At 43.9% G+C, this 26,558-nt stretch carries 26 protein-coding genes, 1 other RNA gene and 1 riboswitch; of the genes, 9 read left to right on the top strand and 18 right to left on the bottom strand.

The genetic code is table 11. From position 1 onward, the window contains the following. Positions 1-89: 89 nt before the first annotated feature. The 5 genes from LSG31_RS22440 to sleB form a co-directional block, all read right to left on the bottom strand. Positions 90-386, bottom strand: a complete 297-nt coding sequence (locus LSG31_RS22440) for a ferredoxin family protein (RefSeq protein WP_347437258.1) — start codon at positions 384-386, stop codon at positions 90-92. Further along, a complete protein-coding gene (locus LSG31_RS22445; protein WP_347437259.1) occupies positions 383-1,690 on the bottom strand; it encodes an FAD-dependent oxidoreductase in 1,308 nt (435 codons plus the stop codon). The genes LSG31_RS22440 and LSG31_RS22445 overlap by 4 nt, the downstream gene beginning before the upstream one ends. Then, positions 1,683-2,783 (bottom strand): electron transfer flavoprotein subunit alpha/FixB family protein, encoded by a 1,101-nt coding sequence (locus LSG31_RS22450; RefSeq protein ID WP_347437260.1) that lies wholly within the window; start codon positions 2,781-2,783, stop codon positions 1,683-1,685. Before LSG31_RS22450 ends, LSG31_RS22445 begins: the two co-directional genes overlap by 8 nt. A gap of 153 nt (positions 2,784-2,936) precedes the next feature. Next, positions 2,937-3,767 carry an electron transfer flavoprotein subunit beta/FixA family protein gene (locus tag LSG31_RS22455; protein ID WP_347437261.1) on the bottom strand — a complete coding sequence of 277 codons (831 nt, stop codon included), beginning with the start codon at positions 3,765-3,767 and terminating at the stop codon, positions 2,937-2,939. A 307-nt stretch (positions 3,768-4,074) separates the two neighbouring features. Next, the gene (gene sleB / locus LSG31_RS22460) at positions 4,075-4,875 is read right to left on the bottom strand and encodes a spore cortex-lytic enzyme (protein ID WP_347437262.1); all 801 of its coding nucleotides are present in this window, start codon (positions 4,873-4,875) and stop codon (positions 4,075-4,077) included. Between the two features lie 159 nt (positions 4,876-5,034). Between sleB and LSG31_RS22465 the strand changes: the two genes are divergently transcribed. After that, on the top strand, positions 5,035-5,406 hold the full coding sequence (locus tag LSG31_RS22465) for a hypothetical protein (RefSeq protein WP_347437263.1): 372 nt from the start codon (positions 5,035-5,037) through the stop codon (positions 5,404-5,406). A 149-nt stretch (positions 5,407-5,555) separates the two neighbouring features. Here the strand turns inward: LSG31_RS22465 and LSG31_RS22470 are convergent, their stop codons facing one another. The 3 genes from LSG31_RS22470 to LSG31_RS22480 form a co-directional block, all read right to left on the bottom strand. Continuing rightward, a complete protein-coding gene (locus LSG31_RS22470) occupies positions 5,556-7,142 on the bottom strand; it encodes a putative polysaccharide biosynthesis protein (protein ID WP_347437264.1) in 1,587 nt (528 codons plus the stop codon). Between the two features lie 300 nt (positions 7,143-7,442). Further along, the gene (locus LSG31_RS22475) at positions 7,443-8,420 is read right to left on the bottom strand and encodes an electron transfer flavoprotein subunit alpha/FixB family protein (RefSeq protein ID WP_347437265.1); all 978 of its coding nucleotides are present in this window, start codon (positions 8,418-8,420) and stop codon (positions 7,443-7,445) included. Between the two features lie 43 nt (positions 8,421-8,463). Continuing rightward, the gene (locus LSG31_RS22480; RefSeq protein ID WP_347437266.1) at positions 8,464-9,231 is read right to left on the bottom strand and encodes an electron transfer flavoprotein subunit beta/FixA family protein; all 768 of its coding nucleotides are present in this window, start codon (positions 9,229-9,231) and stop codon (positions 8,464-8,466) included. A gap of 267 nt (positions 9,232-9,498) precedes the next feature. After that, positions 9,499-9,641: riboswitch (cyclic di-AMP (ydaO/yuaA leader) on the top strand. A gap of 111 nt (positions 9,642-9,752) precedes the next feature. Here LSG31_RS22480 and LSG31_RS22485 point away from each other — a divergent pair. Then, complete coding sequence (locus LSG31_RS22485; protein WP_347437267.1) at positions 9,753-10,406, top strand: hypothetical protein; 654 nt, start codon at positions 9,753-9,755, stop codon at positions 10,404-10,406. A 213-nt stretch (positions 10,407-10,619) separates the two neighbouring features. On the opposite strand, the gene fabI is transcribed toward LSG31_RS22485, so the two are convergent. From fabI to LSG31_RS22500, 3 genes are all read right to left on the bottom strand, one after another. After that, positions 10,620-11,396 (bottom strand): enoyl-ACP reductase FabI, encoded by a 777-nt coding sequence (fabI, locus tag LSG31_RS22490; protein ID WP_347437268.1) that lies wholly within the window; start codon positions 11,394-11,396, stop codon positions 10,620-10,622. A gap of 146 nt (positions 11,397-11,542) precedes the next feature. Then, positions 11,543-11,794, bottom strand: a complete 252-nt coding sequence (locus tag LSG31_RS22495) for a DUF6154 family protein (protein ID WP_347437269.1) — start codon at positions 11,792-11,794, stop codon at positions 11,543-11,545. A gap of 166 nt (positions 11,795-11,960) precedes the next feature. Continuing rightward, positions 11,961-13,850 carry a bifunctional homocysteine S-methyltransferase/methylenetetrahydrofolate reductase gene (locus LSG31_RS22500; protein ID WP_430734297.1) on the bottom strand — a complete coding sequence of 630 codons (1,890 nt, stop codon included), beginning with the start codon at positions 13,848-13,850 and terminating at the stop codon, positions 11,961-11,963. A 222-nt stretch (positions 13,851-14,072) separates the two neighbouring features. Between LSG31_RS22500 and def the strand changes: the two genes are divergently transcribed. Then, the gene (gene def, locus LSG31_RS22505; RefSeq protein WP_347437271.1) at positions 14,073-14,834 is read left to right on the top strand and encodes a peptide deformylase; all 762 of its coding nucleotides are present in this window, start codon (positions 14,073-14,075) and stop codon (positions 14,832-14,834) included. Between the two features lie 120 nt (positions 14,835-14,954). Here def and ssrS read toward each other — a convergent pair. Next, positions 14,955-15,143: non-coding RNA, 6S RNA (gene ssrS / locus LSG31_RS22510), on the bottom strand. Between the two features lie 172 nt (positions 15,144-15,315). Here ssrS and LSG31_RS22515 point away from each other — a divergent pair. From LSG31_RS22515 to LSG31_RS22530, 4 genes are all read left to right on the top strand, one after another. After that, positions 15,316-16,146: a phosphatase PAP2 family protein gene (locus LSG31_RS22515; protein ID WP_347437272.1), complete on the top strand. Its 831-nt coding sequence runs from the start codon at positions 15,316-15,318 to the stop codon at positions 16,144-16,146. Positions 16,147-16,719: 573 nt separating this feature from the next. Then, the gene (locus LSG31_RS22520) at positions 16,720-17,835 is read left to right on the top strand and encodes a citrate/2-methylcitrate synthase (RefSeq protein WP_430734298.1); all 1,116 of its coding nucleotides are present in this window, start codon (positions 16,720-16,722) and stop codon (positions 17,833-17,835) included. Between the two features lie 91 nt (positions 17,836-17,926). Beyond that, a complete protein-coding gene (locus LSG31_RS22525) occupies positions 17,927-18,316 on the top strand; it encodes a globin domain-containing protein (protein WP_347437274.1) in 390 nt (129 codons plus the stop codon). Between the two features lie 56 nt (positions 18,317-18,372). After that, positions 18,373-18,795 (top strand): acyl-CoA thioesterase, encoded by a 423-nt coding sequence (locus LSG31_RS22530; protein ID WP_347437275.1) that lies wholly within the window; start codon positions 18,373-18,375, stop codon positions 18,793-18,795. Positions 18,796-18,910: 115 nt separating this feature from the next. Here the strand turns inward: LSG31_RS22530 and LSG31_RS22535 are convergent, their stop codons facing one another. Next, a complete protein-coding gene (locus LSG31_RS22535; RefSeq protein ID WP_347437276.1) occupies positions 18,911-19,129 on the bottom strand; it encodes a hypothetical protein in 219 nt (72 codons plus the stop codon). Positions 19,130-19,216: 87 nt separating this feature from the next. After that, positions 19,217-19,759, bottom strand: coding sequence for a hypothetical protein (locus LSG31_RS22540; RefSeq protein WP_347437277.1), 543 nt, complete (start codon positions 19,757-19,759; stop codon positions 19,217-19,219). A 370-nt stretch (positions 19,760-20,129) separates the two neighbouring features. On the opposite strand from LSG31_RS22540, the gene LSG31_RS22545 reads away from it, so the two are divergent. After that, complete coding sequence (locus tag LSG31_RS22545) at positions 20,130-20,591, top strand: Fur family transcriptional regulator (protein WP_347437278.1); 462 nt, start codon at positions 20,130-20,132, stop codon at positions 20,589-20,591. A gap of 281 nt (positions 20,592-20,872) precedes the next feature. Here LSG31_RS22545 and LSG31_RS22550 read toward each other — a convergent pair whose 3' ends face one another. The 4 genes from LSG31_RS22550 to LSG31_RS22565 form a co-directional block, all read right to left on the bottom strand. Next, positions 20,873-21,937 (bottom strand): tetraprenyl-beta-curcumene synthase family protein, encoded by a 1,065-nt coding sequence (locus LSG31_RS22550; protein WP_347437279.1) that lies wholly within the window; start codon positions 21,935-21,937, stop codon positions 20,873-20,875. Positions 21,938-22,035: 98 nt separating this feature from the next. After that, complete coding sequence (locus LSG31_RS22555; protein WP_347437280.1) at positions 22,036-22,623, bottom strand: GNAT family N-acetyltransferase; 588 nt, start codon at positions 22,621-22,623, stop codon at positions 22,036-22,038. A gap of 84 nt (positions 22,624-22,707) precedes the next feature. Continuing rightward, positions 22,708-23,721: a biotin synthase BioB gene (gene bioB, locus LSG31_RS22560; protein ID WP_347437281.1), complete on the bottom strand. Its 1,014-nt coding sequence runs from the start codon at positions 23,719-23,721 to the stop codon at positions 22,708-22,710. A gap of 172 nt (positions 23,722-23,893) precedes the next feature. Next, positions 23,894-24,778: a LysR family transcriptional regulator gene (locus LSG31_RS22565; protein ID WP_347437282.1), complete on the bottom strand. Its 885-nt coding sequence runs from the start codon at positions 24,776-24,778 to the stop codon at positions 23,894-23,896. Positions 24,779-25,087: 309 nt separating this feature from the next. On the opposite strand from LSG31_RS22565, the gene leuC reads away from it, so the two are divergent. Continuing rightward, positions 25,088-26,509, top strand: coding sequence for a 3-isopropylmalate dehydratase large subunit (gene leuC, locus LSG31_RS22570; protein WP_347437283.1), 1,422 nt, complete (start codon positions 25,088-25,090; stop codon positions 26,507-26,509). The last annotated feature ends 49 nt before the right edge of the window (positions 26,510-26,558 follow it).

Consider the following 26,558-nt stretch of genomic DNA (forward strand, 5'->3'; position numbering starts at 1 on the left):
ATAAAGAAACTAGCATGTGTTTCTGCTTACATGCTAGTTTCTTTACGTTTTTTTGCATCTGACATGCTGTCAAGAATTCAGCGAATGAATCAACCGAACTTATACGTAATCCCGTATCCGCCTTTTGGATACACCCATTCGATATTGTAATCCGGGCACCCGATGCGGCACGTTCCACATTCAATACAGTTTTCAAATGCGACATGTGTCATGTCATCCGCCCAATGGTATACATCTGCGGGACAAAAATAATTGCATTCCTTCGTGGAACAATTCATGCATACGTTTTGATCTTTAATGATCAAATGGGAAATATCATCCACTTTGTAGCGAATGGTAAACAATTTTTCTTCTATCGATTGTTTGCGCTCTTCTGCAGCACTCATCCGTTCATCGCCCTCCACCCCTTATAGCCTAACCGCAACAGATTCCATGTACCGCCTGCTGCTTCTTTCAACTGCTGCAATGCCAGCTTTTGTTTTTCCGCTTTTGATACGCCATCGACGAGCAGCATCTGATATGCGGCCTGATTCAGCGCAAGCGGCAATTTGTTAAAGAGCAGTTCAGGGTCTGCTTCCTTCAAGAGACCATGCAATCCCTGATATTTTTTCAGATCGGCATGAATAAAGGAATTGCGAAGTTTCTCATCGTATTGGCGCAACGTTTGATGCGTAAAGTCGCCCTTTTTATGTGCTTCTATTGCCGCTTCACCTGCAAAACGTCCGGATGTCATGGCAAGATTCGTACCTTCACGATGGACAAAATTGACCAATTGTGCCGCATCGCCGCAAACCATCCAGCCGGAGCCACTTAATTGCGGTACGGAACGCAAACCGCCTTCCGGGATCAAATGCCCGGCATATTCTTGCGTTTCACCGCCTTGAATCAGCTTGCGGATCATCGGATGCTTCTTGATGTTCTCCAATAGCTCATAAGGCTTTACCCGAGACTTTTTGAGATCACTGACCATAACCCCGACACCGAATGAAATCGTGTCTTTATTGGTATACAAGAAACCCATGCCAGCCATGCCAGGCGTTGTTTCGCCGACAAATTCAATCGTTACGCCTTCATCTCCTTCAAGACCAAAGCGATCTTGAATTTTTTCCTTCGGCAGTTGTATCATCTCTTTGACTGCAAGTGAAACTTCATCCGGCTGCCATTCTTTATGAATGCCTAATTTCTTGCCGATTAAGGAGTTGACACCGTCAGCCACGATCACGACATCCGCATACAAATCGCCGTCTTCCCGATCGGTTTTGACTCCGACGACCCGGTCGCCCTCTTTGATCAATTCCAACGCTACCGTCTCATAGATTGGAATGGCACCCGCCTGCTCTGCTTTCCCGGCAAACCATTGGTCAAATTTTACGCGCATTCCCGTCCAGCAGTTATAAGGTTCTTTGTACGCTTCATTCCTGTGGCCCATTGTAAAAGCGGATTCCCGTCCCATCAACCACAATCGCTGTTCAACAATGTGGCGTTCCAACGGCGCTTCTTTCCAAAATTCCGGGACGATATCCTCCAGCTGCTTCCTGTATATAACGCCGCCAAATATGTTTTTGGCTCCCGGAAACTCTCCGCGCTCCAGTAGAATGACTGACATGCCCGCACGAGCCATTGTTAATGCTGCAGCACTTCCAGCAGGTCCAGCACCGATTACGATTGCGTCAAATTTTTCATTAGCCACGAGCTTTAACCTCCTCTAGAGCTGCTGCGGATTCTTTTTTAAACGGCACCGCCCGTTTCATCCGGACAGCCTCGATAATTGCAGGTACTATGTGAAACAAATCACCCACAATCCCATAATTGGCCAGTTTAAAAATCGGCGCATTCGGGTCCCGGTTGATCGCCACAATCACATCGGAGTTTTGCATGCCTACGATATGTTGTACTGCTCCGGAAATGCCGATGGCAAAGTATAGTTTGGGACGTACCGTAAATCCGGTTTGCCCTACCTGGTGATCATGATCGATCCAGCCGGCATCAACAGCCGCACGGGATGCGCCGACAACTCCACCGAGCTCGTCAGCCAGTTGTTGAAGCAATTTAAACCCTTCAGGGCCGCCCAGGCCTTTCCCGCCGGAAACGATGATTTCTGCATCCTCCAGATTGATTCGCTTCTCGTCCTGGATAAAATCCAAGACACGTGTCGCGATTTCCGATTCTGTCATCGGGTTGGAAATCTTGATTAACTCGCCTGTGCGAGATGTATCCTTTGGCAATGCTTCAAAAACACCTGCACGCGCTGTCGCCATTTGCGGCTTATACTGCTTGCAAAGAATGGTTGCGACCATTTTTTCCGAGAAAGCAGGGCGGCTTGCCAATAAGAGCCTGCTGGGATCCGGTTCCACGTCCAACTCCGTGCAATCGGCCGTCAATCCTGTCGGCAAGTGTGTGGCAATGGCGCCTGCCAAGTCGCGTCCGGTATACGTCGCTCCGATGAGTACGATCTCAGGCTTATATTCTTCAATCACATGCAAACACACACGACTATATGGCCGCGTCCGGTAATCTTTCAATTCCGGAGCATCACACCAGTAGACTTTATCAGCCCCATAATAAAATGCTTCTTTTGCCAAATTTTCCACGTGATCGCCGATTACAAGCGCCGAGAGCTCCGTTTCCAACTTATCGGCAAGTTTTCTTCCCCGTCCGAGCAGCTGCCAAGACACTTTCTTCGCTATTCCATCACGTTGTTCAATGACGATCATGACACCGCGATATTCGGAAAAGTCGGGTAAATCTTGTACGACTGGATCTGTTTTTTTCCGTTCTGCCATATGAACTTGTCACCCCTTAAACATGCGATTGTACCTTCCATACAAGAGGCTGTTTAAAAATCGGGTACGTATTGAATTGAAAATACGTATTGAATTGAAAAATTGTCCTCCTTTTTAAACAAGACTCTGTAAAAGTTGTATATGGTGAATTGGTTAGACTTCCCATCCAAGGCGTGCAGGTAAATCAGTTGTCCAAAGGTTTGCGACAAGTGTTTGACCAATCGTTTTTAGATCGCCTTCGATCATTTGTGTCTGCACTTTGCGAGGTTCCGGAACCCATGTTTTACTGACAATCGTCGGTGAACCCTTCAAGCCGATTTTTGACCGATCCAAATCGGGAAAATCTGCTGTGGACCATACGATTGGCTTGTATTTTGCTGCTCGTAACATTCCTGGCATACTGGCTCTGCGGACTTTGTTCAATTCTTTTAAAGCGGAAATTAATACGGGTAGCTTTGTTTGTACAACTTCTACTCCGTCTTCTAGGTGGCGATGAACGGTGATGCTTCGGAGGGCAGGATTGACTTCCTGAACTTTTTCAACGTAAGTAAGCTGTTCAAAATCAAGTCGGCATGCGATGCCTGGACCCACTTGTCCGGTATCGCCGTCAAGTGTTTGCTTGCCGCAAAAGACAACATCCACAGGTCCCATCTCTTGGGCCACTTTTTCAATCGTTTTTGCCAACACATAGGATGTGGCTAATGTGTCGGCGCCTGCGAATGCCCGGTCACTGACCAATACGGCTTCATCAGCTCCCAGGGATATGCATTGCCGCAAACTTTTTTCTGCAGAAGGAGGACCCATGGATACGACGGTAACGCGCGCTCCCAGCTGATCTTTGAGTCGTAAAGCTTCTTCCATGCCATGCAAATCATAATAATTTACAATGGCAGGAACACCTTGGCGAATCAATGTGTTGGTTTTTGGATCAATGCGAATCTCCCGGCTGTCCGGTACTTGCTTGATACATACAACAATATGCATATAGCGCCTCCTGATTGCTCCGACATGTGCGCGCTTCGTAACATCTGCGATGCCGAAGATGTAATTATACCTGTGCCGACTCATTGTTGTACCAATACCTAATTTTATAAAAGGTGGGAAATAATCATTCCTATTAAATTTTTATATATACAAAATTCGATAGCGCTATCAATATCAAATATAGCAAATATATACATAGAAGTATAGATCCAATCGGATGATGTTTTTTAATAAGTTGTGAAGAAAACATGACATAAAAAATAAAATAAAGCAGCAAGCGGCCGATTGAAAGCCACTTGCTGTCTACTTAACGGGTAAAAATATGCTGTCCGATTTTTTTGATTTGCGGGCGGCTCCAAATCCATTTGGATGTGGCAGTCGCCGGATTAAAGTAATACAACGCTCCTCCTGTTGGATCCAATCCTTGAATCGCATCCATGACGGCTTTGTGCGCAGATGCATTGGGAGTCAGATAAAACTGGCCATCACTCACTGAGGTAAACGCTCCCGGCTGAAATAAAATACCTGCGATTGTATGTGGAAACAACGGACTGTGCAATCGATTTAAAACGGTCGCTGCCACGGCGACTTGCCCAATAAACGGCTCTCCACGGGCTTCCGAGTACACACAATGTGCCAACAGCGAGATATCATGGGCAGAAAACTTGCCATTGTATGTACCCATGTCCGCTGTCACAGGTTTTTTGGGAGAAGAATTGTGCAAACGTTTCGCAACAAAACCTTGACGATTTGCTGCTCCCGGTGCATTGGTCACTGTTTTATACATTCCTGCATGATAATTTCGTGAACGGCTGACCAATAGCATCTTTGTTTGCGGCCCAACAATTCCATCGACTTTGATATGTACATCCCTTTGAAAATTTCGTACCGCCCAATACGTTTCCCAACTGAACTTGCCATCCATTGGCCCATGGTAGTAATTCACATACCGCAAACGGCCTTGCAATTCATCGACATCGTAGCCTTGGCTGCCGCGAACGAGTACTTGCGGCGTAAACGCTTGTGATATCTCCGGTTGAAACGGCAATATGGCGAATGTTAAGAGCCCGATTACAAATACAAGCAGAAATTTTCGTGTATAACGCACATGAATACCCTCCGCTACACTTTACTTGAAAATTCATCAGTATTGTGCAACGGCAGCCTGGTAATTATACATGAAAAATTCTAGGGTTGTACCTGCGAAGTTGCCGCATATGCTTGTTTTAAAGGAGTTGGCAAGTATTCCCGCAAGGAGGTTAAACAGATGTGGAATATTTTTGTGAATAATCTCTCCCCGGTTTTGCCTTTGCTTCGGTATCAATTTTTAAATCGCAAAGATCCTTCCATCCTCCAATCCAGAGCTGCAAATCTTTACTTTTTTACTGGATTGTCGGCCGGAGGATTTGCGCTGGAGCTTAGCATGCAATCCCAATCTGTTGTCCCTTCGATTGCCAACTTCATGTATTGGTGTGCGTTCACCGCCGGTATGTCAGGATTTGCAAAAGAAAAAAAGACACATTTGGAACAGCATCCCCCAAGACCTTTATCTCTGCCCCCGCCATGTTCCGTACAAGAGGAATATTCAGCCCCCGATTCACCTGTAATCCGCATTGTCTATGAGCAAACCGGCGCATAATCATCATTGTGAACCTGGCTGCAAGTCGGAGGGAATGGTCCCTCCGGTTTTTTATCCGATAGCCAACCGCACCTAAATACTCCCGCTTTTGCAAGCGGGAGATGTGCAGCTCAAGCTCCTGGAATCGCAGTTGCCGATACTGCATGCAACTAAACGCGCAAATGCTTTGGCAAAAGGCGATTGATGATCGGCATTTTCTGAATTTCCATTTGGGAAATCACACCGAAGATACGTGCGACTAGCAGATACGTGTAACCGCCTGCAATGCCCGTGATGCCGATATCGAATATTGTTGCAAATGCCGGCGGCAAGTATTTGGCCAAATGCGGGATCAAAAGGCTGTGAATGACGAACATCACAAGCCACATGGGCAAAGATGTAAAAAATGGCCGGACAAAAATCAATCCGGTATCCAACCGGGTATTTGTGTAACGACGCACCGCCAAAAGATTTAACGTAGATGAAACCGCATACCCGATTACTGTTGCAACTGCTGCACCAAACAAGCCGATCATGGGAATGACGATGACGTTTGCAATCAACTTGATTCCCAAGCCGATCAACATATTGCGAACGGGGCGCAAAAACTTGCCGGACGCTTGCAAAATATAGGTAGTGGTCATTTCCAGCGCAGCAAAAATCGCCATCAAAGAAATCGCCGCAAAAACAGCCCATGCGCTCGCCGTCTGCGTAAATAAAATCGCAATCGGTTTTGCCAATACGATAAAAATCACGGCTGCCGGAATGGTCAGAATGGTCGTGAAACGAAGGGCAAGATTCACCTGTTGTTCCACCGTATGATGTTCCTTTCGCACATACGCATGTGCAATCGCCGGAATGCAAGACAGCCCGATCGCTGTCGCAAACGCCAACGGAAGTCCTTGAATTCGCAGCGCTTGTGTCAACATCCCATAAAATTTCACAGAATGTTGAAGATCAATGCCGTGCATTTCCAACAAACGGATGACAGACAAGGAATCGATGAACTGACTAAAAGGCAAAACCAAAGAAGCCAATGAAACGGGTATGGATGTTTCAATGATGACTTTTACCAGTTTCTTTTGGGGACGAGGCAGTTGTTTCGTCTCGATCTTCAATTGTATTAAAGACAAGCGCAAGGACACCCATGCGGCTATCGCTCCCGTTACAGCACCAAAAGATGCGGCAGCTGCAGCCCATACAATACTATGTGTCCAATGAAATACGGCCCATGCGCCGACGAGTATCGTCAATACGCGAATCAGTTGCTCCCACACCTGGGAATTCGAGCTTTTCCCGACATATTGATGGCCTTGCAATAATCCGCGCATGGCGCTGATATGCGGAACGATCAGCAAACATGGGGCAATCGCCATGATGGATATGGCGGCATCTTTGTTGTCTTGAATATACGCAATCAAAGGCGCTCCTAAAAACAAAACGATAAACGCCAGAACTCCTGTGATTGTAATCAACCGATGGCCCGTTACATATAACGCCATCGCACCTTTATGATCCTTTACACTCAACCGTTCTGCAATTAATTTGGAGAGCGCCAAAGGAATGCCGGCTGCCGAAATCTGCAAAACCAAGGCATAAATGGAGTATGCGGCACTATAGTAGGCCATTCCTGCATCTCCGATAATTCTTTGCAAAGGGATCGCAAAAATAAATCCAAGGATCTTGATGACAATTGTCGATATCAAGACTTGGAATGCGCCACGAATAAATTTTGCTGTCGACGACTTCTCAGACATATACAAGTCCTTTCTGTGTCAAAAACGCCACAAAGAAAAAAAGCAAATCAAGCCGCTGAAATGTATAAAACTATATGAACGAATAAAGCTAAATGAATGATCAAAGCTACATGTAAGTATACCAAATAAAAAAAGAGGCTGCATAGAAGCAACCTCTTATTCGGAAAGTGATGTTCAAAAAGCAGTCAAAACTCCTGCAACTTTTGGACACGCATGCAAAAGAATCCTTGAAATTGCAACAAATGTCCAATTGCGGCAGACTGCCAATTGCAGCAAACCGTTTTACGTTGGGAGCGATTCTCATGCCAATAATCGTTTGAACTCCTCCGTCAGCATGGGTACGACTGCAAACAGATCGCCGACAATCCCGTAATCGGCCACTTTAAAAATCGGCGCTTCCGGATCTTTGTTGATTGCCACAATCACTTTGGAACTCGACATGCCGGCCAAATGTTGAATCGCACCGGAAATTCCGCAGGCGATGTAAAGGTCCGGTGTAACAACTTTGCCCGTTTGACCGATTTGCAAGGCATAGTCGCAATACCCGGCATCACATGCTCCCCGGGAAGCGCCGACTGCCGCTTGCAAAACATCTGCCAACTGCTGTAAAGGCGCAAATCCATCCGCACTTTTTACGCCGCGTCCACCTGACACAATAATTTTCGCTTCCGATAAATCGACACCCGTCGTACTTTTTTGTACGACTTCGCGAATAAACGTACGCAATGAATCTTTCGAAATATCCAAGCCACTTTCTACAACTTCTCCCAGATTCGATCCGTCTGCTTCCCCCAACCCCAAATTATTGGGACGAACGGTAATAAAACTCAATTCTGTCGGCAAAGCGACTTTCGTATACGCTTTCCCTGCGTAAATCGGTCGCGTGCATACAATCCTACCGTCTTCCTCTGTGATTGCAATCGCATCCGATACCTGTCCTGCCTGATATTTCGCCGCAAGGGCAGGCGCCAAATCCCGACCGATCGCGGAATGTGCCAACATGACGATACCAGGCTGCTCTTTATCGATGATTTGACACACAACTTGTACATAGGCATCCGGTGTGTAGTCTTTCAAAATTTCCTGATCGGCCACATGTACACGCTTCGCACCGTTTCGAATCCATTCTTCCGCAAGTGGCTTTACTTGCGAACCGATCAGGAGTCCATGAACTTTCCCGTCTCCGGCCAATTGAGCCGCTTTATGCAACATTTCCAGGCTTACATTTCTTAGTTTTCCGTTTTTCACATCAGCGATGACCAATATGTCTCGACCCATTGTTTCCCCTCCTCAAGCTGACGATACACAATCGTTTATCGAATTACACCACTTTATCAACATTGCGCAATGATGCGACCAATTCCTTCACCTGATCTGCCAGATCGCCGCTGAGAATTTTCCCGCCCGTTTTCGGTGTTGGCAAAAACGTCTCCACGATTTGAACTTTCGCGGCAATTTCTGCTCCATTTAGATTCAAATCGGCTGCTGTCAACCGTTCCATTGGTTTTTTATTTGCTTTGCGAATACCAATCAGCGATGGATAACGAGGTTCATTCAGACCCTGTTGTGCAGTTACGAGAATCGGCAATGAAGCCGTAATGATTTCTATATCACCCTCCGCATCCCGATTTGCCACTACTTCTGCTCCTTGTATCTCCAATTTTGTAATTGTTGAAATATGTGGAATATTCAGGAGTTCTGCCAATCGGACAGCAACTTGTCCGGACCCGTCATCCACCGCTTGATTGCCGCAAAGAATGATATCAAACGGCCGGTCTTTAATCACTGCCGCCAAGACCTGCGAGATCGTAAATTCGTCGCCAAACAACGTTTCATCTGCAACAAATACCGCCTCATCCGCCCCCATTGCAAGACCTTTGCGCAATGCTTCTTCCGATCGTTCCGGTCCCACACAAATCAAAGTTACCTGTCCCCCCAATTCTTCCTTTAAGCGAATTCCCTCTTCAATCGCGTATTCATCATAGGGATTGATGATAAATTGCACCCCGTCTTCCTTGACTTTTCCATTTTCCAAAACAATTTTTTCTTCCGTATCAAACGTTTGCTTCATACATACCAGAATGTTCATTCCTGTCTTCCTCCCTGCTCTTTTGGGCTTTGCCAGATCTATGAGACGGTTGGGCAAAAATGCCGATACTTCCCCTAATTTTGAGTCCATTTTAATATACGCGATCTCCCTAGTCAACCAATCGGTTGGTTTATGAAAATTTATGAAATAATGAGAAAACAAGTTGTCTTTTTGAGAATTCCATACCTATTTGTTTGAGAATATGCAAATTGACAGAAAAATAGTCTTTGCAATTCGTTCCCATATTCGTGTAAATTAATGGTACAATTCCATCATTCGCTGAGTTCCTATTTTGGAAACGGGGGAACCATTTTCCGGGGGTGAATCCGGTTACATCGCATGTGTAACTGGTAGGATTCTCTTACATCCGAACCCGACAGCTAACTCCGTAAGCGTGTAAGAGAGTTGAGCCGTTTTTTCTGGCTGTGCGGATATCCGCCCTGACACGCGATCTATGTATATGAATAGGCACGTGCAGGGTTTTTTTAGTATCGAAACCACACAGGAGGTTGATGGAACATATGAAACAATATTTACATGAAGCGATTGCAGAAGACAATACGTCAGGAGCCGAATACTTTCTTGCTTCAATCGTTCAGGATGCAGTCATTCACGAATGTTTTGAAACGGAAGACGATGAGAATCTTAAAAAAATGGCACACCGGGCAGCACGTTTGGCAATCAATAGTGTACACGAAAGTATGGGCATCAACTCATTCATTGTGTGTGAAACGGTTCGTGGCGTCATCCACGGCTTGGTTGCTTTAGGCGGTGATCCGACGATCATGACGCGTGAGGCAATTCGGGGTTTTTGTATGGAGGCACAGCAAACCGGATTGCCTTTCCATGATGTTACACGCGGCATTCATGTGGGCATACGCATGACTGCCCGAGATTTGGGAATTGATGAAGAACAACTGTTTTCGCTTGTCAGCGAGGAACTTTCCAAATCCATGTCACAAGAGGAGCAATTGATTCCCAGTGATTTGCCGACAACTCCGGCATCGTTGCAAATATCCGCAACGATACACCCAATGGAATCCGATACAAAGAATGCCGTCATTGAATCTTTGGATCAATTGGAACAAGAAGTGGAAGTGTTAATCAATAAAACACTGTCCGCACGTCGAAAACGTCCATATCTCCGCTACAAACATGGAAAAGTGAAAGAGTAAGCTGTAAACAGCAAGCAATATCGAAATACAAGACAGATCGCAATCAGGCACAAGGGAACTTGCCGATTCCTCTATCAAACAATCAGGGAACTCTATTCCGCAATCAATCAGAAACATTCACGAGCGGAATACAGTTCCCTGATTCCATTTATCTTTCCTGATTCACTTTATTATTGATGATGCAGCTTGTATGTAAGTGGAGTCTGCGTTTCTTTAGTAGCCAAGAATGTGATAGCCGCTGTCCACATGAATGACTTCCCCTGTAATGCCGCGGGACAGATGGCTCATTAAGAACATGGCCGTGTCTCCAACCTCTGCTTGGTCAGTGGTACGACGCAATGGCGCTTTTTCTTCCATTGTTTTTAAAATTTTGTTGAAATCTTTAACGCCTTTTGCCGCCAATGTACGTATTGGGCCGGCAGAAATCGCATTGATGCGGACATTATCTGCACCCAGATCCTTTGCCAAATAGCGGACGTTCATATCTAACGCCGCCTTCGCAATTCCCATTACGTTATAATTTTCCACTACCCGTTCTCCGCCAAGATACGTCATCGTGACAATACTTCCGCCTTCTGTCATCAGCTTGCGCGCGCGTTTTGCAACAGCTACCAGGGAGTACGCACTGATATCTTGAGCCAATAAATACCCGTCACGGGATGTATTGATAAATTCCCCTTCCAACTCTTCCGTTTTTGCAAAGGCCAAACTATGTACCACTCCATGAAGTACGCCAATTTTTTCTTCCAGCGTAGCAAATACCTGGTCGATCTCCTCGTCTTTTGTAACGTCACAAGACACCAGAAGAGATCCCGGCATATGTTCATCCACAAGCTCTCTTACACTTCGCTCCAAGCGTTCGCCTTGAAATGTAAAAGCAAGTTTGGCGCCTTCACGATGCAACGCTTGTGCGATGGCCCAGGCGATGCTTCGTTTGTTCGCAACACCCATAATGAGAATATGTTTACCGTTTAAAAGCATTCGGTTCATCCTTCCTAAGACATCCCAATTGTTTTCAATTTGTTAATTATAAATGTCCCGACCCTTCTTGTCCATTATTAAGCGATTCGCAACAAGCGTGCGGCTATAGACAATACAAAAACGGATCGCTGCATTTTTATTTTGCGCTTCAATTTTTAATGAATCGTTCCATCCAGCGGTGAGTGCATAGCCTCACCAAAATCTTGGGAGATACGCATCAGCAACCGTTTGACCATATAAGATCCAAGCATTTCATACAACTCGTCATAGGAAAGTTCATCAATAAATAACATCAATTCTTCCCTTTTCAACTCCGACAACAAACTGGAGATGATGATCACTGCATCCTCTTCGTCGCCGGTTAATTGTTCTTTATACAATTGGTAGATATTCTCGATTGCTTTCATACGCCCTCCCCCTATTCCAAAATGCCGATCCTGTCATATTGATCCTGTTTCTTTATTGTATTTGAAACCGTTGGAAAATATTTATCGATTTGATTCTCTCTCTATATAAACAGATGACGCTTCCTGATGCAACCATCTTCTGCAAATTGACAACAGAGAGCCGACTCTATTTCGATCCCAAAACATATCTTGTCAATTCCACTGTCATGTCATATCGCAATAAAGGTGTCATCAAATAAATGCCTTTGAAATATTGCATGGCTGTGTCCAACAATTCAATAGCGATTTCAACACCTTGCTTGCGGGCGTCTTCCCCTTCATATTTCGCCATCCGCTGTAAGATATCCTCGGAAAGCTGAATGCCAGGAACTTCATTGTGCAGGAATTCTGCATTTCTGCTGCTTAGCAATGGCATAATGCCGATAAAAATCGGTACATCCAAATGGGATGTCAATTCGTAAATCTGTTTTATGACTTGCGGATCGTAAACGGGCTGTGTCATGACATATTGTGCGCCACTCGTAATTTTTCTCTCCAGACGCTTTACTGCTTTATCCAGGAATCGGACGTTCGGATTAAAAGCAGTTGCAACCGTAAACTTCGATTTATCTTTTAACGGTTTACCGGAATAGGATAACCCTTGGTTCATTTGATCAATCATATGCAACAGATCAAAGGATGATAAATCGTACACGGAAGTAGCGCCAGGAAAATCTCCAAAGCGGGAAGGATCGCCGGTGATCGCCAACAAGTGATCAATTCCCAATGCATGCAATCCCATGAGATGGGATTGTTGTCCGATCAGATTTCTGTCACGACAAGCGATATGGAGCAAAGGGAGAATTCCTACCTGGTCTTTTACGATTTGCCCAAGAGCCATATTGCTCATCCGCGTCATCGCCAAAGAGTTGTCAGCCATCGTCAGCGCATCTGCTCCAGCTTCTTTGAGAGCATGTGCCCCCTCAATAAATTTGCCAATTTGCAGCGTTTTGGGCGGATCCAATTCTACGATTACCGTTCTCCTTTGGTTCGCCATCTGCGGGAGTGTCGGTTGATTCGAAGAAGAGACTGGCAAGTGATTGAACGGCTCCCCATCGTTCCTGGATTTCAATTCAGTTACCTGGATCGGCGGATGTTGAAAAGTAAATCCTGACACGCCGGGAATACCGGAATTATCATCCGCCTTGCTTGTCCCGGCTAAACCTTCGGCAATCGCACGAATATGTTCAGGTGTTGTGCCACAACATCCGCCTATGATTTTAACACCCATTTTTCGTAAAATAACTGCACTTTTGCCAAAATAAGAAGGTGTCGACGCATATACGTATTCACCATCTATATATGCCGGCAAACCCGCATTCGGATAGGCAGACAAAAAACCATGAAACGGTTGCGGCAGCTTTTCAAATGAACGAATCATATTGGACGGGCCGCTGCGGCAGTTCAAACCGACGATATCCGCCCCTTGATCCAATAATTGCTGAAACGCATCCGACAGCTTCGTACCGTCAAACGTATAACCGGCATCTTCAATGGCCAGTTGACAGATGACAGGGATGGAATCCGATAGTTTTTTTACAATGTTTAATGCCAATTGCAATTCGGATATATCATAAAACGTTTCCAGCACGATACCATCTACATGATTTTCCAACAATACATGCAATTGTTCCTGATAATTCTGCACCAATATCTGTTCGGAACATTTACGTTTGATTCCCCCGGTAATCGACCCGACTGTACCGAGTACATATGCATCTTCACCTGCTGCTGTCCGGGCCAACTCCACTGCAGCTTTGTTGATATCCTTTACCTGTGATTCCAGACCAAATTTCATGAGTTTTTCCCGTTGCGCACTATACGTATTTGTCTGTATCAATTTTGCACCGGCGCGTTTATATGCAGCATGTACATTTATAATCATATCAGGTTTGCTGATATTAAGTTCTTCATAACTAATCCCCACAGGGATCCCCAGTTGATATAAGTATGTCCCCATCGCCCCATCGCCGACAAGTGTTTCTGCAGCGACTCGTTCCAAAAAATTTTTTTTCAAAGCTTTCACCCTATTTCTCTCCACATAATTACATTGCATTATACAACAAAACGTTTCTATTCGTTAGAATTTTTTAAACAACTGGGCATGAAAATTCATCCAATATGATTGAAAATATTTTCCCCGATCTCTTTGATAGACTTTGTCAAGTTACTCCATATCCATTACAATGATACAATGTGAAAATAGAAAATACGAAAAGCTGCAAAAGGGGGAGCGACTATGGCCATACGTCCCATTGTTTTATTTCCGGATCAGCATCTTCGAACTGTTTGTTCAACTGTTTCAAATATAAATGAGGAGATCCTGCAGTTATTGGATGATCTGGCGGAGACTATGCGTGCTTCCAACGGAATCGGACTCGCTGCGCCACAAGTGGGCATTTCGCAAAGGATTTTTGTCGTCGATGTGGGGAATGGCTTGTTTGAATTTATCAACCCGGAAATTCTTGATTCGGAAGGAACCGAATTAGGAGCTGACGGATGTTTATCCATTCCCGGCATCGGCGGAGAAACCTATCGTTCCGCACGGATTCGCATGCGGGCACAAAACAGAAATGGAGAATGGTTCGAGTTGGGAGCGGAAGACTTGTTTGCTCGCTGTATTCAACATGAATATGACCATTTGAATGGCGTTTTATTTATTGATAAGGCGATTCGGCTGTATGAAGATCAAGAGGAGGGCGAAGCAGGAGCGGAAGCCAATCAGCCAAACGCGACAGAAAAACAATATACGATTCAAGACATTAAGTTGCATCATGCAGATTTTCTAAATACCCGAATTCGCAATTCAATTGTTGAAGATTTGGACATGCAGGCGCAGGCATTGCAATCGCTGCTTGAAGCACATCCAGCCCAATTAAAGTTTACATTTGATAATCAATGGGTCATGCCGAGAGCTGATCTTGAACAAGATCTCCTCCATCTGAAAAAAATCAGCCAAATGCATGTGCAAAAGAAATTAAAAAAACAGAGAAAAAAATAAAAAAATCAGCGAATTGAAAACGGCTTAAGAATGCGAGAATTCTTAAGCCGCTTTATTTATAGGGTTTTATATAAAGTGTTTGTATTCATTTAGTATTTGTATTCAATGCAATATAAAATATGGAATCCCGCTTATGCCGTCAGGTTTTCTGTTTCTCGAACCCGCACTCGCAGGTGGGCATCTCACTAAAGTTTTTGTCGTCCCATTCATCCAAACGGAGGTGGGCATGACATATGCCTTAGAGTTCGATTCCCTAGAAACAGACATAGGTTCAAAACAAGTAAACCTAAACGCACACAGCAGGAAGTTTGTTTCAGGTGAAATGTAGTTCGTGTGCTTAATTATAGTGAAAGAAACGCCGTGATGCAACCTGTTTGAAGAAATTTCTAAAGAAAACAAATGTACTTCAATTTTACTTCCCATATCTTTCATGTTAGAATTTCGGGGGTACTTTTCAAAGATAAGAGGTCATGACAAACGTATGTTTAATTTTATTACAGATCCCTTTTTTCACACGTCCCTTTTGCTTGTTATGATCGCATTTGCGCTTGTCGATATTAAAAGGGATCAAAAGCCGATAAACTGGCTGTTCTTTTTGCCCTTTGGCTTTTTGGCGTTTTCCTTCCTTTATCAAGCCTACCAGCAGCGGGCAGCTTATGAATGGCAAATTATGCATACCTTTTTTCAAAAGTATTATCATTATTGGAATTGGGATAAAGCATTTACAAAGATACCCTTGAATAACGGTTGGCCATTCCGGTTGTTTCGGCCCCATTGGTTAAATGTATATTTTGCCTTTGTCTATGAAACGGCTTTTTACCTGAATCTGTGGGTGGGAGTCATCCGCGGATTTTTTGCAAAAGACATAAAAAAAATGTTTCGCTACATGTTTGCAGGTTTAGTATTGCAAATGATCATTATCTATCCCTTTTATTACACGGTTTTGCTGCAGGAAGTCTGGTTTGTACAAGGAGATCCTGATCTTTTGCATCGACAGTTTTCTTCACATGCAGCACTTCTCAGTACAGTTGCCGACTGTTTTCCGAGCATGCATACATCCACAGCGTTTGCCGTTCTCCTGTTAGCTTTACGAGAGCGCGGGAAATGGTTTAAATGGCTCATGGTGGCAGATTGTGCAAGTATTATCGTCTCCACACTGTATAATAAAATCCATTGGCTGCTGGATGTTCTCGCCGGTATGCTTCTTGCCTATATTACGGTCATAGCGGTTGATTGGATATTGGACAGACTGCTGCCTAACGTTTGGCGAAAAATCGTTGTCCGCATCCCGCTTCTTTCCTCCATAAAGTGAAATTCGAATCAGATGGTGAAACTTGAATCAGATGGAGTTTGTGTCATCTGATTTTTTGCTTTTTCCTTTTCTCCGTTCCATTACTAATTTTTTCTGATCCTGCGAATTGTATAGAATTGACGCATCTTACATATTCTAATTTCAACAAATCAAAACTGAACTTCTTACACATAAAACACATAAAATCCGTATTTCCCCCATCTTGTTTCGTTATATTAAAAATGATTCTGCATAATGGTGGGATAAAATGTTTGTTTCATTTACAAATCAGAAAGGGTTTGTGCACAATTTCAGTTTAGCCCTAACAAATTGCAGATCAACAAACTGCAAATCGCTTCCAATTTGCATGATCATTCTTTCTTTATAATATTTATTGCAATAAAAATTTTCCTTTTTGTTAATTCTGGGTTGAATTGTCCACTCGAACACTTTAGTATAGAATTTAGTCAAGTGCGGAAACGCATACATGACTGAAAATATAAAAAAATAAGATTTTTTGTCAATTTTTCTATTAATCGATTGGTATGGTATGATATAAGAGATAATGAAATAAATAGAAAGTTGGGAGGTCTTATTGTGTCTGATTTTAAACCAGGTTTAGAAGATGTAGTAATTGGCTACAGCAGTGTTTGTTTCTTGGACGGTATCGAGGGAAGACTTTTATATCGCGGCTATGATATCGCATATCTTGCGGAAAAAACTTCATTTGAAGATGTCGTGTATCTGTTGTTGAATGGCGTTTTGCCATCTGCCGAAGAAAGTGAAACATTTCGTGCAGAAATGGCTGCACAGCGCACGTTGCCCAAAAGCATCATTGATTTGATTCGATTGATCCCAATTGATACACATCCAATGGATGCATTGCGGACAGCAATCTCTTTCTTGGGAACAACGGAAGAACCTGTTCTCAATACGTCTCCGGATCGCATACAGCGCGTAATTCGCGGCATTTCCGCCTCTGCCACGATTGTCGCGGCACTCAACCGCGTTCGTCAAGGATTGGAAATTGTCGAGCCTCGCCAAGATCTGTCACATGCCGGTAATTTCCTATACATGATGACAGGCAAGGAACCTTCTTCCGAACATACAAAATTAATGGACGTTGCCTTGATTTTGCATGCGGATCATGAATCGAACGCATCCACGTTTGCCGCTCGTGTAACTGCTTCCACTCTCTCTGATTATTATTCAGCGATCGTCACTGGCATCGGAACATTGAAAGGTCCGTTGCACGGCGGAGCAAATGAAGCAGTCATGCACTCCTTGCTGGAAATTCAAACGATTGACAATGTCATTCCATATGTCGATGAAAAATTGGAAAAGAAAGAAAAGATCATGGGATTCGGTCATCGCGTATATAAGACATATGACCCGCGCGGACTGATTTTGAAAAAGCTTTCTGCGCAAATCGGCGATCAGTTGGGTGAGCGCAAATGGTTTGACATGTCAGTGAAAATGGAAGAATATGTTCGTGACCGGAAAGGATTGTACTGCAATGTCGATTTCTATTCCGCTTCCGTATACTATCTCATGGGATTGCCGATTGAAATGTTTACGCCGATTTTCTTCGTCAGTCGCGTTGCGGGCTACACTGCACATATTCTTGAGCAATGGGAAAATAACCGTATCTTCCGGCCGCGTCTTGAATACAATGGACCGATTCATTCAACAGAAATAACAAGCAAGTAAGCAACAGCGCAAACCAGTTCCTGACAGACCGGCAAATAGCCGGTTTGTTTTCTTCTATCTACCGGTATTGAATATAGGAGGCTTTAACATCATGACTTTTTACGAAGGACAAACACCCTATGAAGCGATCGGCGGCGCAGAAACAATTGGCAAGCTTGTCGATGCATTTTACAAGCGCGTCATTGAGCATCCCGACTTAAAACCCATTTTCCCGGAAGATATTATGCCCGTGCGGGACAAGCAATACCTGTTCCTTACGCAATTTTTCGGCGGTCCGCATTTGTATTCCGACAAATACGGAAATCCGATGATGCGTGCCCGTCACTTGCCATTTCCGATTACCCCAAAACGGGCGGAAGCATGGTTGTCCTGCATGACAAAAGCATTGGATGAAGCAGGCATAGAAGGATCGATGAAAGAGTTTATGTTTGCCCGGTTAAAACAAACCGCATACCATATGGTCAATACGCCTGACGAATAAACGGAAAAAGTTATCATACCGATTGGCGATTGACCGTATCTGAAGGAGACTTCACAATGGATGTAACGTTGGAAATCATTGTCCGCTCGACAGAAATCGATGTGAATGGACATGTAAATAATGCTAAATATCTGGAATATCTGGAATGGGGACGGGAAGAATGGTATGAGCAAAACCACTTGCCATATGACCGCTTTATTGCCATGGGAATACAAACTGTAACTGTAAATATTACTATTAATTACCGACAAGAATGCCGGCAAAATGACAGACTCACCATCCATACAACGCCAGCCTCTTTAGGCAATACCAGCTATGTTTTAAAACAAGTCATCACAAATCAACGGGATGAAATCGTGGCTGATGCACTTGTTACAAGTGTAACAATGGATCTTCACACGCGCAAAAGCCGGCTTGTTCCACAAGAGCTGGCGCAGCTTTTTCCACGTACAGAAAACCGGGGATCCGGCAATCCATAGAAGTTTTGATTCCGGAGTTCAAATTCCATCAAGAAAACCCTCAAGCAGACTCGAGAGCGATCTTCAAGAGGGTTGTTATTTTTTTGTGTTCCATTGCCGCCCATTTTCCATGCCGCTAGATACTGGAGAGAAATGGGGAAACCCCTGCAAGTGTTTGATCATCGAGTTTGGCCAAAATTCCAAAAACTGCTTTTCTTGCACTTTCGTCATCCAGTTTTTTGGTCATCGACTTTGAAAGGCCGAACTGTTTCATGACTTGATCGACTTTTTCACGAGGCATTTTCACTAAATGCTGCTGCCAAATGGATTGTAATTGTTGTTCGCGTGAACTCATTTTTTATACTCCCCCTTTATCGTTAGTATTGCCTCCTTTCCTTCATGTATTTGTATCATTCGTATATTTGTACGATTCCCATTCGAATTATTTCTTTTTTGTTTGCAGTTTTAATTTTCCTCTGGAATGATTTTTTCTTCCAGGAGTCATGTCTTGAATGGATATTTTGGCAGATGGATTGTTGCGTTGGTGTACGGCCGACATGACTTGATTCAGATGAGTTGCAGCAGTCGTATTGGATGGAGCCGGTTGCATCCATTTCGACAATTGATCCAGAAAAGACATTGATCCGAAAGGGCTGCGATTGGGGCGATTCGATTGCATCCCTTGTCTGGGCCGCTGCATCATCCACGGCGGCATATTCCCATTCATAAAAGGAAACGGCGATTGATTTTTAAAATTGTTTCCCGACTGGAACGGAAACCAGGGATGCTCAAACGGAGAACTTCCCAGAGAATCATTTGTCTTCTGCTGTTTTGTATCTTTCCTCTGCGCAGGTACATTTCCCAACCATGTACCGCCAAAAGGGGAGTGCATTTGATTCATCATCCCCATCAACTCTTTCATGTGATCAGACTGCAGCAGATTCATTGTCAGTGATCCCATCCGCAGCAAATGTTTCAGATCCATTCCACTCTCTCCTTCTCCCTGCAATACTATTTTAAACTATGCATGCAGCAGACAAGTCGTAGCAGACAATCACCCATTTCTCCCCTTATTTTTATTTTTCTTTAAGAGGATGTTCAAAAAGTAGTCAAAACTCCACGGCGGATTGCTTTGCCGAATCCCCAAAAGGCTTACTCATGTACCAAACACGTACACTCCGTCGCCTTTTCGTGCTTCGGCTTCGCACTCCTTGTGTCTTACTTAACCACTTTTTGAACACGCACTTTAAATATTGTGTTGAAATCGTTACAATTTGTTCAATAACTGTTGTTTGATTATAATGGATATTTATTTTGTCAACTATTATAATAAAGCTAGCGAAAGGAGAATTTATATGGAACTTTCCCGTGATTATTCGATTGATCCTGTCTTGTTGTTAAAAGAATATGGTTTGCGGATTACACCGCAACGGATTTCGATTTTGTCTCATATGAATCAATACAAAATGCATCTGACTGCAGAGCAAATTTATCATGCGATCAAAGATGAATTTCCGTCTTTAAGTGTTGCAACGGTTTATAATACATTAAAAGCGTTTATCGATGCCGGTTTTGTGAAAGAATTACGGGTCGGCGATCATGCCAGCAAATTCGACTTGAATCTGATTCCACATCATCATCTGGTTTGTGAAAAATGTGGTCATATCGAAGACTTTCACTTTATCGACTTACCCATTGATAAAATTGCGAATATGCATAATTTTCATGTTCGCCATTATCATTTGGAAATTAATGGACTATGTGCGAATTGTCAAGAAGGGCATCCCTCTTACATTCATCAAAATCAGATTTCCTAACGTATTTTTGCTTATATTCTATGGGGGCTGTTCAATCATTGAATATTCAAATGCCAGTAGTTGAAGGATTTTGTTGTTTTCTTTATTCTGCATTCCTTATTCTGCGTTCCGGATTTGCCGACGATAGAGAAATACTGCTGCAACAATCACAATCCCAATTGTGTAAAACACATATAGCGCAAAAAATCCTTTCCATCCATTTTTATGGAATTGGTTGCCGGCATACGCATATGCGAGCATGATCGGAAATTTTCCAAGCAGAGTTGCCGATATAAAAGTTTCTACTTCCGCATGAAACGATACATTTGACTCCCAAAGTGGAAAAATCGTGCAACTTTTCCATACTTGCGGTACATCAGGCGAAGTTGCCGGGCTTCTGGCAAGTTGCGAGCTTTCATATCTGATAAATACAATCCCATTAACCCTTGTACAACCAATTGATGAAAGGATGCATCCGGCAAATCCGATACATGCCTGCGAGTTTGGTCAACAATCCATTCGATCCGTTGAACCGTTTGTTCCCAATTCTCGTAATAGGAGACAAAGTTCAAATCCCCCCCTTTACGGTCCTCTTCCTGATCAATCAAATAATCCAACAAAATATGTACGGCACCCATCCAAGGAAAATAGCACTTCACAACTTCTTCCGCCCGCTTGGGTGTCAGCGCAGGATTGGATGCCAATGCACAAAGTACAAAAACCCCAAGCGTCGAACCGGTTGCAGCTGCAAATTCCCACCAATGAAAAGCAGGAGCGAGTTGTCTATGTTGTTCCCACCACTGTATCAATCGATTCTCTCGCTCCTCGATATTCACATGTTTATGTGTCTGCAATTCGCTGTACAATACGACAAGCTGCTCAACAGTTGTCTGTACCAACGAATAATGAGGGAATCTGCGCAGTACTGCCTGGCAATCTTCCACCAATCTGCACAAATATCCTCCATCATCTTGATCTTCGCGGTATCGATAGTAATGCCTTTTTGCAGGATTTACGGCAGGATTTACCGCATCTGTCATGGCAACATGCAATTGGCGAAAATCCTCCGGATCTAACGAAGTACTCCGGTCACACAAGTTGTCAAGGTAATCGCTGATTGTTTGAAACGCAACAATAAACCGTGACATGTCATCCATCGCGTCTTTTGCCAGCAGTACATAAACAGAACCGCCATCTGCATGAAATTGCTTGCTTCCCATACTTGCCAAGGCTTGCTTTCTCAATTCCGGATTGGGAATTTGCAGCGCCAATTGATGATATTGATCAAACATACATTTTGCCCGCGGAAGAACATCACGAAAAATTAAATACAATAGTTTCGCCGCATCCCGTAACGTTTCAGCCATGAATGTCTCCTTATCGTTGCCTGTCTTTTTCCTGCGTGTCATTCCTGAATAAGAATAGTAAATCATTTTTTCAATCGTATCAACAAGTGAAAATCCGCCTAACCGATGAACTTTTGCATACAAATTGTATTCATATACGGCGGTTCTGCATACGTAAACCCTAATTTTTCCGAAAATGCAATACACGGTTTATTTGTTGCCTGAATAAATACTTCCAAAACCCGAATGCCATCTTGTTTCGCCTGATCTTCAATTTTCCTCATAACCTCTGTGCCTATGCCCTTTCGTTGCTTGGAATGGTCAATCACCAGAGAAGTAATATGGCGTTTTCCGCTATCGTCCGAGAAAAACGTATAATACCCGATTGGTTTGTTTTGATACAGCACCACGCGGGTCTGCTGCCCCATTTGCAGCAGTTGTTGGATCTGAAATGGCGTCAACGGCACACGATAGGCACTTTGGTAAATGGCTCCTAACTCCTTTTGTGTCAAATCGACAATCCAGCTTGTATCATCCGGTTGATATGGGCGAAACGCCATTTCTAAAGAAGGATGAATTGTTTTCTTGACAGCCGTTTTCTTTTTGGCCTGTTGTTTAAAGCCAAGACCCTTTTTATTTGAACCAGTCAACTGTTTTGTTGCACTTTTTTTTCCGCTTGCTTTCAATCCGATCACCCTCTGACTCATGTCAAATCATCCTCTGACATACTATGTCAGAGGATGATAGAAGGTACATATGTGGAGAATTTTTCAGTTTTGAATCCTCCAGTTTCAAATTCTGCTGTCCGATTCGATTTCAAAGCCCAAATCCACAATCAATTGCCAATCCTGTATAGGCCCTTGACCGGATGTTGTCAAATAATCACCTACGAAAATTGCATTTGCCGGATAAAAGCCAAATGCTTGCAGTTGGCGCAAATTGACTTCGCGTCCTCCGGATATGCGAATTTCCTTGGTCGGATTTACAAAACGCATCATAGCTAACAGTTTTAGACATTTTCGCGGATTTAATTCCTTTTTGCCAGCTAAAGGTGTGCCCTCAATTGGATTTAGAAAATTGCATGGAATCGAGTCTACATCTAATTCCTTTAGGGAAAAAGCAAGTTTCACGGCTTCCTCATCCGTTTCCCCCATTCCAAAAATGGCGCCCGAACATGGAGAAATCCCTGCATTCTTTGCGATTTCTACCGTATTGACCCGATCATCGTATGTATGTGTCGTCGTGATATTTTTATAGTTTTCCGCACTTGTATTCAAATTATGGTTGTATCTTTCCACACCTGCCGCAACCAATCGTTGGGCATGTTCCTCATTTAAAAATCCCAGGCAACAACAAATTTTTAAAGGCGTTGTTTCCCGAATTTCCTTTACAGCCGCTACAATTTCGTCAATTTCCCGATTGCTTGGCTTGCGGCCGGAAGCGACAATACAATACGTGCCTGCTTTTCGCTTCATCGCTTCTTCTGCTCCCGCGAGAATGGACTTTCTGTCCAATAAGGAATACTTTTCAATAGGAGCATCAGAAACGCTTGATTGCGAACAATATCCGCAATCTTCCGGACAGAGTCCGGATTTTACATTCATGATCATATTTAATTTTACTTTTTTCCCAAAATACTGTTTGCGAATCTGAAACGATGCCTGAAGAATATCCAGCAGCTCATCATCATCTGCTCGCAGAATGGATAACGCTTCGTCAAATGCAATCCCTTGTCCATCCAAGACGCGGTTTGCCAATTCTCCCCAACGGACACTTTGTTGCGGTTGCCCCACTGCTGTTTCCATTACATTTCTCCTCTCCATCTCCCAATTTCCATTATACTCCAATTTACGCATGGAAACAATGGTTAACCCTGGCGCTTGACCCTGATGTTACATTATAACTCTTACGCCGGTACCATATCTAGATATGCCACAGGAATCAGTCTCTCCGGGCACTAAAGCGCCAAGTTTTGCCTCATATCGATTTTGTTAGTATTTCAACAAATGCTTGTGCTGCTTTTGACAGATATCTCCCTTTTTTATATGCACAAATCAGCGTACGGGTCGGTTTTTCCGGCAGCAGTGCCAGGTAATGTGGCAGCAGCGGATCACCGCTTCCTTGCTTTTTCACCATTTCCGGGACAAATGCGATCCCCATGCCTGCACCAACCAGCGACTGCACCGTATCGATATTGCTGCTTTCAAATATCACATGCGGCTCAAATCCCGCCTGTGTGCAAATGTCGTGTGAAATCTGCCGAAATCCTTGTCCTTTTTTTAAAAAAATAAACGATTCATCTTTCAATTCTTTGACATCGACTTGCCCTTCTTTTGCCAACCGATGTTTGGCAGGAACAGCTAAACAAATCGCCTCGTCGACTAATGGGATCCAATCGAGTTGGCTCTGTTCCACCGGCAACGTCAAAAGGGCCAAGTCAGTCTTTCCTTTTGCCGTTAATTCTTCCAGGACAGCTGTTGTCTCCTCGATCAAGACAACTTCAATTCCCGGATATTTGTCACAAAAGATCGACAGCACGGCTGGCAGAACATGGGAACCAGTCATCGGCAAGCTCCCCAAAATCAGTCGGCCGTTTTTCATATCAGCTAAATCGCGCATTTCCGATTGAATTTGTTCTACCTTATCAAGTACTTGAGCTGCGTGCAAAACAAATCGTTCTCCGGCATATGTCGGCTCAAGAGGGGTATTTGTGCGGTCAAATAATTGAACACCTAATCCTTGCTCTAGTTTTGCCACTTGTTGACTTAATGAGGGCTGTGCAATGTGCAATGACTCGGCCGCTTTGGAGAAACTTCGATGTTCCGCAACTTTTAAGGCATATAGAAGCTGGCGTAGTTCCATATGTGTATATGTGTCTCCTTTGAAATATATGAAATCAATTCTGCTGATTCTATCCTGCATGCAATTTCATGCTCCGCTGGCAAGTGTGTTTTCTGCTATGAATACGTGCATGATCATGAAAATTCGCTATATAACCATGAAATACTTAAAAACACCTGTATAGGTAAAAACTATACCATATATAGATATTATATGTTAGATAAATAGTCGCAATTATGATACAAATATATTATAGTAAGAATGATCGATATAATTTGAAAGTGCTAGATTCAAGTTTTATAAAAAGCAAACAAGGAGTGTAAGAAGACAATGAGTGCAAACAAAAAACGTACGATGTTTGAAAAAATTTGGGATGCGCATGTTATCCACCAAGAAGACAACAAGCCTAGTATTTTATATATAGACTTGCATTTAATCCATGAAGTAACATCACCTCAGGCGTTTGACGGTTTGCGGATGCACAATCGCAAAGTCCGCCGCCCGGATCGTACGTTTGCCACAGTCGATCACAATATCCCGACAACAGATCGTTCCAAACCGGTAGAAGATCCGATTTCAGCCAAGCAAATGGACACATTGACGCGAAATTGCCAGGAATTTGGCATCACCCTGGCAGATATACACAGCCCGGACCAAGGCATTGTGCATGTGATTGGGCCAGAATTGGGCCTTACATCACCAGGGAAGACAATCGTCTGCGGTGACAGCCACACATCCACACATGGTGCATTTGGCGCTTTGGCATTCGGAATCGGCACAAGCGAAGTCGAACACGTATTGGCTACACAATGCTTGTCACAGGCAAAACCAAAGACGATGGAAGTGCGGGTCAACGGCCCTTTGCAGGCTGGCGTTACAGCAAAAGATTTGATCCTTGCGATTATTGCAAAATTTGGTACGGACTTTGCTACAGGAACGGTTATCGAATATACAGGTGAAGCAATCCGCAATTTGTCCATGGAAGAGCGGATGACCGTTTGCAATATGTCCATTGAAGCAGGCGCCCGTGCCGGCCTGATCGCACCGGATGCAGTAACATTTGAATATTTGCGCGGCAGACGTTTCGCTCCACAAGGAGAAGCATTCGAACGCGCTGTAGAACAGTGGAAGCAACTCGTGACAGATGAAGGCGCAGATTATGACTTCCGTGTCGAGATCAATGCCGATGAAATCGCGCCACAAGTTACATGGGGCACAAGTCCTGGCATGGGTGCGAACGTAACGGATGCGGTTCCGAATCCTGCAGACTGTGAAAACGAAAACGATCGCAAAGCTACACAAAATGCCTTGTCATATATGGGCCTCGAACCTGGAACTCCTTTGGAGGAAGTCAAAATTGACCGTGTATTTATCGGCTCATGTACAAATGGACGGATTGAAGATCTGCGCGCCGCAGCTAGCATTGCCAAAGGTTATAAAGTTGCAAGCCATGTGAATGCGATGGTGGTTCCCGGTTCAAATAAAGTAAAGCAACAGGCAGAAGCGGAAGGATTGGACAAAATCTTTACCGAAGCGGGATTTGAATGGAGAGAGCCTGGCTGCAGCATGTGTCTCGCCATGAATCCAGACGTATTGCAGCCAGGTGAACGTTGTGCGTCTACATCGAATCGCAATTTTGAAGGACGTCAAGGCCGCGGCGGCCGTACACATCTCGTCAGCCCGCAAATGGCTGCTGCTGCCGCTATTAAAGGCCATTTTTATGATGTGCGCAATTGGGTTGTGAATAAGTAACGAACGTGAGATTCGTTCTGCTTTGCAATTGAACACTAGCGTTACGAGT

It is taken from the genome of Fodinisporobacter ferrooxydans (genome assembly GCF_022818495.1).
Lineage (GTDB): Bacteria > Bacillota > Bacilli > Tumebacillales > MYW30-H2 > Fodinisporobacter > Fodinisporobacter ferrooxydans.